Raw genomic sequence first — 6634 nt, forward strand, 5'->3', positions numbered from 1 at the left:
CAGATGAAACAGCCATTGGGCGTAATCCTCGCTGGCGGGCTGGCCACCCGCATGGGCGGCGGAGACAAGGGATTGCTCCAGCTCGGCGGGCAAAATCTGCTAAGCCATGTGATCCAACGGCTTGGGGTTCAGGTAGATGCGATGGCGTTGAACGCCAATGGCGATCCTGCACGGTTTGCTGATCTGGGTCTGCCGGTTATCCCGGATACGATCGAAGGGTTTGCTGGACCATTGGCGGGCGTTTTGGCGGGTCTCGACTGGGCGGCAGAGCAGGGCGGGGACTGCATTGTCACTGCTGCAGCGGACACGCCGTTCTTTCCACACAACCTGGTGGAGCGACTGGTGCAGGCTGCTGCGGGGCAGGCGCACCCTTTGGTGCTGGCAACCACTCCTCGGGCCGGCGACGAAGCGTTGAAATCTGGGGGCGGCAAAAAGGTGAACCGGCATCCGACTTTTGGTCTCTGGCCTGTCGCTCTTCGGGATGACCTGCGGGCGGCTCTAACGGACGGGCTGCGCAAGGTTGTTTTGTGGACCGATCAACATGGCGGGCGCGAGGCGTTGTTCCCGGCGGATCCGTTCGATCCGTTCTTCAACGTTAATACGCCCGATGATCTGGAACGTGCGAAAAAGATGTTGGAACAGGCATGAGAGTTTATGGTGTCACCGGCTGGAAAAACGCGGGCAAAACCGGGTTGATGGAACGTCTGGTGGCCGAGATCACCGGGCGCGGATTTACCGTTTCAACCGTCAAACACGCCCATCACGCATTCGACGTTGATCAACCCGGTCGGGACAGTCATCGCCACCGGCTGGCGGGGGCCAGTGAGGTGCTGTTGGCCTCTGGACAGCGTGTGGCATTGATGCAGGAACTGCGGGGCGCCGCAGAACCGACGCTGGATGCGTTGCTGGCGCGCCTGTCCCCTGTCGATCTGGTGCTGATCGAAGGATACAAGCGCGCGCGCCACCCCAAGGTCGAAGCGTTCCGCGCTGAACCCGGAAATCCGTTGATCGCTACTTGCGACGAAACAATTCACGCAGTGGCCAGTGATACGCCGCTGGAACTAGACCGTCCGGTCTTTGATCTGAACGATACAGGCCGCATCGCGGATTTCATTCTGCAAGAGGTCGGTTTGTGACCGTATTTGACACATTCGCCATGGTGGATTGGGCAAGCGGAAATGATACCGGCCCAACCCCCCGTCAGGATGCGATTTGGGCGTGTGTTGTGCGCAAAGCTTCGGTGCATGAGTCGAAATATTTGAGAAATCGGACAATTGCTGAATCCTGGCTGCATGACCTGATTGCCGAAGAACTGTCTGCCGGTCGCCGCTTGTGTTTGGGGTACGATTTCCCGTTTGGCTATCCAAAAGGCTTTGCCCGTGCCCTGACCGGCTCGGATGACCCGCTGAAACTCTGGGATTGGTTTGAGGAGCGGATTGATGATGAACCCGGGGCAAACAATCGGTTTGATCTGGCTGGAGAGATCAACCGGCAGTTTGGCGGGAAAGGCCCGTTTTGGTTCAACGGGCTGAAACGCGAAATTCCAGGGCTGGCCAAGAACAAGAGGGACTATCACAACCCGTTCCCAGAGCGGCGAGCGGTTGAGACAGCACCAGACGCAAAGGGCAGTTTCACCTGCTGGCAAATGGGCGGTGCAGGTGCGGTCGGCGGGCAGATCATGACGGGCATCTCTGTATTGGCTCGGTTGCGGCGGCATTTTGAAAACCAAGTTGCGATTTGGCCATTCGAGCGTCTGGATAAGCCGGTTGCTTTTGTCGAAATATGGCCTTCCCTGAACTTGGGTGCCGCACCGGAAGGGCGTATAAAAGACGCATGGCAGGTCGAGCAGGTGGCCTGCAATCTGGCCAAAATGTCGGATGAGGATTTGTGCTGGCAATTGGACGTTTCAGCGGCAGAGGAAGGTTGGATTTTGGGTGTATCTCAGGACAAACCGAACATAGCGCCACCGCCCTTACGAAACGACTGTTTCGCGTTGCCTGCGGGGGTGAACTGGACGCCGGTCGACGAGGCACTTGCCCTGCTGCAGGAAAGGTTGCGCCCGATTACGGCATCCGAGCATGTTCCGCTGATGCAGGCCTGTGGTCGGGTTCTGGCCGAGGACGTGTTTGCGAAACGGTCCAATCCCCCTCAGCCCAACACGGCGGTAGATGGCTATGGATTTGCAGGCGCGGTACCGGAAGGGCCTCGGATATTGCCGCTGGTCGATGGGCGCGCAGCGGCAGGTATCCCGTTCGATGGTGAGGTGCCTGAAGGTCGGGCGCTGCGTGTGCTAACCGGCGCGGCGCTGCCAGAAGGCGTGGATACGGTCATTTTGGAAGAAGATGTCACGGTTCAGGATAACCATGTCGCGTTTCACGGCCCCCTAAAGCGGGGTGCTAACACACGGCGCGCCGGTGAGGATGTTGTTGAAGGCGACATGGCCCTACCGGCAGGGCGCAAGGTGACGTCTGCTGATCTCGCTCTGCTGTCTGCCGTCGGCATTGCTGACGTCCCGGTGCGCAAACCCCTGCGCGTTGCGGTCCTGTCTACGGGCGATGAATTGGTCGAACCGGGCGAATGTGCCGGGTTGGGGCAGATCTTTGACGCGAACCGTCCGATGCTGCTGTCCCTGATTGAGCGTATGGGTTTTGTCCCGGTCGACATGGGCCGCGTCGGAGATGATCGTGAATTGCTGAGCGCGCGCCTGGATGAAGCGGCGCAAAAGGCAGACGTGATCCTGACCAGTGGCGGAGCTTCGGCCGGCGATGAAGATCACGTATCCGCCTTGTTGCGGCAGTCTGGCGCTTTGCAGGAATGGCGGATCGCACTGAAACCCGGACGCCCGCTTGCCTTGGGCATGTGGTCGGGTGCACCGGTTTTTGGCCTACCGGGCAACCCGGTCGCGGCGATGGTCTGCACACTGATCTTTGCTCGTCCGGCTTTGGGTTTGATGTCTGGCGAGGGTTGGTCTGAACCACAGGGCTTTGACGTTCCGGCGGCCTTCGAGAAACGCAAGAAACCGGGGCGCCGGGAATATCTGCGCGCGCGCATTCGGGATGGTCGGGCCGAGGTTTTTCACTCCGAAGGCTCGGGTCGCATCAGTGGCCTTAGCTGGGCTGAAGGGCTGGTCGAAATTGAAGATGGCCAGCGGCATGTCAGGCCCGGCGACCTTGTGCGGTTTATTCCCTACGGAAGTTTTGGCCTGTGACCGTAACCGTTTCACATGGGTTCCGCCCGGCAGAAAGGCCCCAGGTGGCGGCCCTGTTCTGGCAGGCGTTTTCGGCCAAGTTGCACAAGGTTATGGGGCCAGATGAAAAGGGTCTGGAATTTTTCGAACTGGCGCTGAATCCCGATTTTGCTTTGGTTGCCCGCGACCCGGCCGGGCGGATGTTGGGACTTGCGGGGTTCAAGACGCAGGACGGTGGGTTGGCCGGTGGCAGTATGTCCGATCTGGCGCGCGTTTATGGGTGGTTCGGTGCGGTATGGCGGGGGTTGGTCCTAAGTGTTCTGGAACGCGATCTGCAGCCCGGTGTATTTCAGATGGACGGTATTTTCGTTCAGGCAGAGGCGCGCGGGCAAGGCATTGGAACTACATTGTTGTCTGCCATAAAGGCCGAAGCGCAGCGCATGAGCATGACTCAGGTTCAGTTGGATGTGATCGACACCAACCCACGCGCGCGAGCCTTGTACGAACGCGAAGGATTCCGTCCGGTGAAGCAAGAGCAGACCGGACCATTCAAGCATCTGTTTGGGTTCAATAGCGCCACGAAAATGAGCTGGGCGGTCACCCGGGATTAATCAAACGTGCCAGCCACACGCCCCAGTAACATGAACGCCCGCGCGGTGCGGGTCTCACCCAGATCGGTCAGTTCCGAGTCACTGGCATGAGGTTCGAATTCGACGATCATATGGTCGAAGCGCCGCAGGAAGTGATGAGCTGCATCGCGAAAAATCGGGTCCTGTTTCATCCGCGCCGCAGTCAGTGCCAGCGAAGACCGGTCTCGAATGCCGCCCAACGCGGCGACCGCACGGCCCCGAGATCCATGCGCGAACTGGCGCCAAATTTCGGGCCGGGCCATATCAGGACGCAGATCGTCCATATAGATGCCTTCCTGACTGAGCAGGGTCAGAACGTCCTGCGAGGCCTGAACCAATTGCGCGACCTTCCTGTCTTTCAAGGCCCTTCGCAGCGCGTTGAACCCTTCGGTGTCATCTTGCGTTTCCGGAAAGTTCAGCGCCCGGATGAAGATGTCAGTGGTCAGGGGTGGTGCGATCTCTTCGGCGGACGTGCCAAGCTCCAACGAGGTCTGATCGCCCGGGCCGGACTCTTGCACCGTCACTTTTGCCGGCTCACGGCGCTTGGAGGAGAAGGTCGCCAGCGCGTCTTCAGTCTTTTTTGCAGTTTCCGCAATTTCATCCAGTTTTTTGCTGACAGCGGGCTCATAGGTGCTGGCTGCGCGCTGTTGCTGGATCACATAGGTATTGCGGATCGCGTCTATAGCTGTCTGCAACCTTGCGCTTTCTTCGCGCATAACCCGGCTGGCCCGCATGGCTGTGGCCGCGACCCAGATCATAGCCACGGGCATGAACACCGCCAGAAATGTCACGATAAAACCACTGCCCTGCCCCTGATCCGGCAGAACCAGAAACACGACGGACACAACCAGCCAGATCAGGCTGAGCACAAGTGCGGCAATCTCGATCCCGCTCACGGACGGCACCAGGGGGCGATCATATATGCCCAGCGAGGTTGGCCGTTCGGTTTCTGGATCAGGCTTGGACCCTGACATGACACGTGCTCCGGTCAGGCGTATTTGACACTCAGAACTTCATAGGACCGTACCCCACCCGGGGTTCGGACCTCGACACTGTCGCCTTCGTCCTTGCCGATCAGGGCGCGTGCGATGGGTGATTTGATGTTCAGCAATCCATTTTCGATGTTGGCTTCGTATTCGCCGACAATCTGCCAGGTCTTTTCTTCATCGGTGTCTTCGTCCACCAGCGTGACCTTGGCACCGAATTTGACTGCGCCGGACAGCTTGGCAGGGTCGATCACGTCGATCAGCGACAGGATACCCTCCAGCTCTTTGATGCGACCTTCGATAAAGCCCTGTTTTTCGCGGGCCGAGTGGTATTCGGCGTTTTCCTTAAGGTCACCGAGTTCCCGTGCCGTAGCAATCGCTTCGATGACTGCCGGACGCTCGACGGATTTGAGGTTTTTCAGTTCCGCCTCGAGCGCGGCAGAGCCGGCGGGCGTCATTGGAAATTTTTCCATATTCTCTTCGTCCACGCATAAATTGAGTCGCCCCGCCGCACAAAGCGTCGGGGCGAGTGATGGGTCGTTGAATACCTGACCCAAATGGCGCGTGAATTGCAAGAGGCCACAGGATGCCGACTGTTCAATTTGCGGCTTAGCGCCGGTCTGGCGGCTTGGAATTCCACCTTTGGCGGTGTTCCGAATGCTTGTCTCGCCGCCAGCGGTGTGGCGGCGTGCACAGCCACAACATCTCAATCATATTGAACAACCTCGAATTCGATGCCGTTATCGTCCTCGAAATAGAACCTTTTTCCCGGCTCGTAATCCGCATGGTTATGCGGCTTGAACCCGGCTTGTCGGACTTTGTCCTCGGTTGCGTCGATGTCTTCGACCAAGACGCCGACGTGATTCAACCCGCCTACGATGTCATAACTGCTTTCGCCTGACGGTTTCGGGTCGCTGGGGGCATAAAGCGCCAGATAAGTATGCGGGCTGCCAACGTGCACCGTGTAACCACCGGCGATCGCGGGGCCTTCCCAGCGGGTTTTCCAGCCAAACACTTTCTGCATCCAGGCTGCCGAGGCCTTTGGATCACGTACAGTGAAATTGGTGTGTTCAAGCGTGGCCATCATGGGATCTCCTTTTCATTTTCAGGCTTGTCCCGACTCACCGTAGTTTCTAAACCTAACTTTAGGTCAAGGTATTTCTGCGAGGGCTCATGGCTGTTTCCGAAGGGTTGGCGATTGGCGCATTGGCGCGACGCACCGGTTTGGCGGTGTCGGCCATCCGTTACTACGAGGCGCAGGGGTTGATCTCGCCTTGGCGCAATGCGGGAGGGCAGCGACGGTATCAAAGGGCCGACATACGGCGGTTGAGCTTTGTCATGATCGCCCAGCAGTTCGGTCTGACCCTGCCCGAAATCCGAGAGGTTCTGTCCGATCTGCCCGGAAACCGCACCCCAACGCCGAAAGATTGGAAAGATATCAGCATCAGGTTGCGCACCCATCTGGATCAGCGAATCGACACCTTGATGCGGTTGCGCGATAATCTGGATGGCTGCATCGGATGTGGATGTCTCAGCTTGCCAAAATGCGCGCTCTACAACCCCGATGATCGCGCTAAATCCCATGGTAGCGGTCCCAGATACCTCATGGGGGACGCGCCAGAGGGATAAACTGCCGCAATGCGGCGTTGTTACGCCGTGTTTCGATTGACCAATACCTTTTCCAACAGGTAATCAGCCGTGAAACAAAATTGCGCAGACCATGCACTGAGAGCGCCAATTCGGAAAGTTAGCTTAGGAGCCCACGATGGCCGAGATTGAACGCGAAGCGATGGAATATGATGTTGTTGTTGTGGGGGCTGGTCCTGCGGGAT

The 6634-nt window shown here is 58.4% G+C and carries 8 protein-coding genes; 5 read left to right on the forward strand and 3 right to left on the reverse strand.

Annotated elements, in window-relative coordinates:
- Window positions 1-3 precede the first annotated feature (3 nt).
- Genes mobA through HW561_RS19125 form a run of 4 tightly spaced genes read left to right on the forward strand, consistent with a single transcriptional unit; the run spans window position 4 to window position 3798 of the window.
- Window positions 4-648 (forward strand): molybdenum cofactor guanylyltransferase MobA, encoded by a 645-nt coding sequence (gene mobA / locus HW561_RS19110; protein WP_176866970.1) that lies wholly within the window; start codon window positions 4-6, stop codon window positions 646-648.
- Window positions 645-1136 carry a molybdopterin-guanine dinucleotide biosynthesis protein B gene (mobB, locus tag HW561_RS19115; protein ID WP_176866971.1) on the forward strand — a complete coding sequence of 164 codons (492 nt, stop codon included), beginning with the start codon at window positions 645-647 and terminating at the stop codon, window positions 1134-1136. Before mobA ends, mobB begins: the two co-directional genes overlap by 4 nt.
- Entirely contained in the window at window positions 1133-3208 is a 2076-nt protein-coding gene (locus HW561_RS19120) for a molybdopterin-binding protein (protein WP_176866972.1), read from the forward strand. Before mobB ends, HW561_RS19120 begins: the two co-directional genes overlap by 4 nt.
- Window positions 3205-3798, forward strand: coding sequence for a GNAT family N-acetyltransferase (locus HW561_RS19125; protein ID WP_328803307.1), 594 nt, complete (start codon window positions 3205-3207; stop codon window positions 3796-3798). The genes HW561_RS19120 and HW561_RS19125 overlap by 4 nt, the downstream gene beginning before the upstream one ends.
- Here HW561_RS19125 and HW561_RS19130 read toward each other — a convergent pair.
- The 3 genes from HW561_RS19130 to HW561_RS19140 all read right to left on the reverse strand — a co-directional run bounded on the left by HW561_RS19130 (window position 3795) and on the right by HW561_RS19140 (window position 5889).
- Window positions 3795-4790, reverse strand: coding sequence for a hypothetical protein (locus HW561_RS19130; RefSeq protein ID WP_176866973.1), 996 nt, complete (start codon window positions 4788-4790; stop codon window positions 3795-3797). The two genes, HW561_RS19125 and HW561_RS19130, sit on opposite strands and share 4 nt — an antisense overlap.
- A 14-nt stretch (window positions 4791-4804) precedes the next feature.
- Window positions 4805-5275 (reverse strand): transcription elongation factor GreA, encoded by a 471-nt coding sequence (gene greA, locus HW561_RS19135; RefSeq protein WP_176866974.1) that lies wholly within the window; start codon window positions 5273-5275, stop codon window positions 4805-4807.
- Between the two features lie 233 nt (window positions 5276-5508).
- Complete coding sequence (locus tag HW561_RS19140; protein WP_176866975.1) at window positions 5509-5889, reverse strand: VOC family protein; 381 nt, start codon at window positions 5887-5889, stop codon at window positions 5509-5511.
- 86 nt (window positions 5890-5975) lie between these two features.
- On the opposite strand from HW561_RS19140, the gene soxR reads away from it, so the two are divergent.
- Entirely contained in the window at window positions 5976-6431 is a 456-nt protein-coding gene (gene soxR / locus HW561_RS19145; protein WP_176866976.1) for a redox-sensitive transcriptional activator SoxR, read from the forward strand.
- Window positions 6432-6634 lie beyond the last annotated feature (203 nt).

Origin of the sequence: Ruegeria haliotis (assembly GCF_013377785.1) — a bacterium.
Classification (GTDB): Bacteria; Pseudomonadota; Alphaproteobacteria; order Rhodobacterales; family Rhodobacteraceae; genus Ruegeria; species Ruegeria haliotis.

What these genes read in the sequence shown, in the direction of transcription:
- HW561_RS19130 (WP_176866973.1), bottom strand. Translation starts at nt 4,790, where the DNA reads ATGTCAGGGTCCAAGCCTGATCCAGAAACCGAACGGCCAACCTCGCTG.
- mobB (WP_176866971.1), top strand. Translation starts at nt 645, where the DNA reads ATGAGAGTTTATGGTGTCACCGGCTGGAAAAACGCGGGCAAAACCGGG.
- HW561_RS19140 (WP_176866975.1), bottom strand. Translation starts at nt 5,889, where the DNA reads ATGATGGCCACGCTTGAACACACCAATTTCACTGTACGTGATCCAAAG.
- mobA (WP_176866970.1), top strand. Translation starts at nt 4, where the DNA reads ATGAAACAGCCATTGGGCGTAATCCTCGCTGGCGGGCTGGCCACCCGC.
- soxR (WP_176866976.1), top strand. Translation starts at nt 5,976, where the DNA reads ATGGCTGTTTCCGAAGGGTTGGCGATTGGCGCATTGGCGCGACGCACC.
- greA (WP_176866974.1), bottom strand. Translation starts at nt 5,275, where the DNA reads ATGGAAAAATTTCCAATGACGCCCGCCGGCTCTGCCGCGCTCGAGGCG.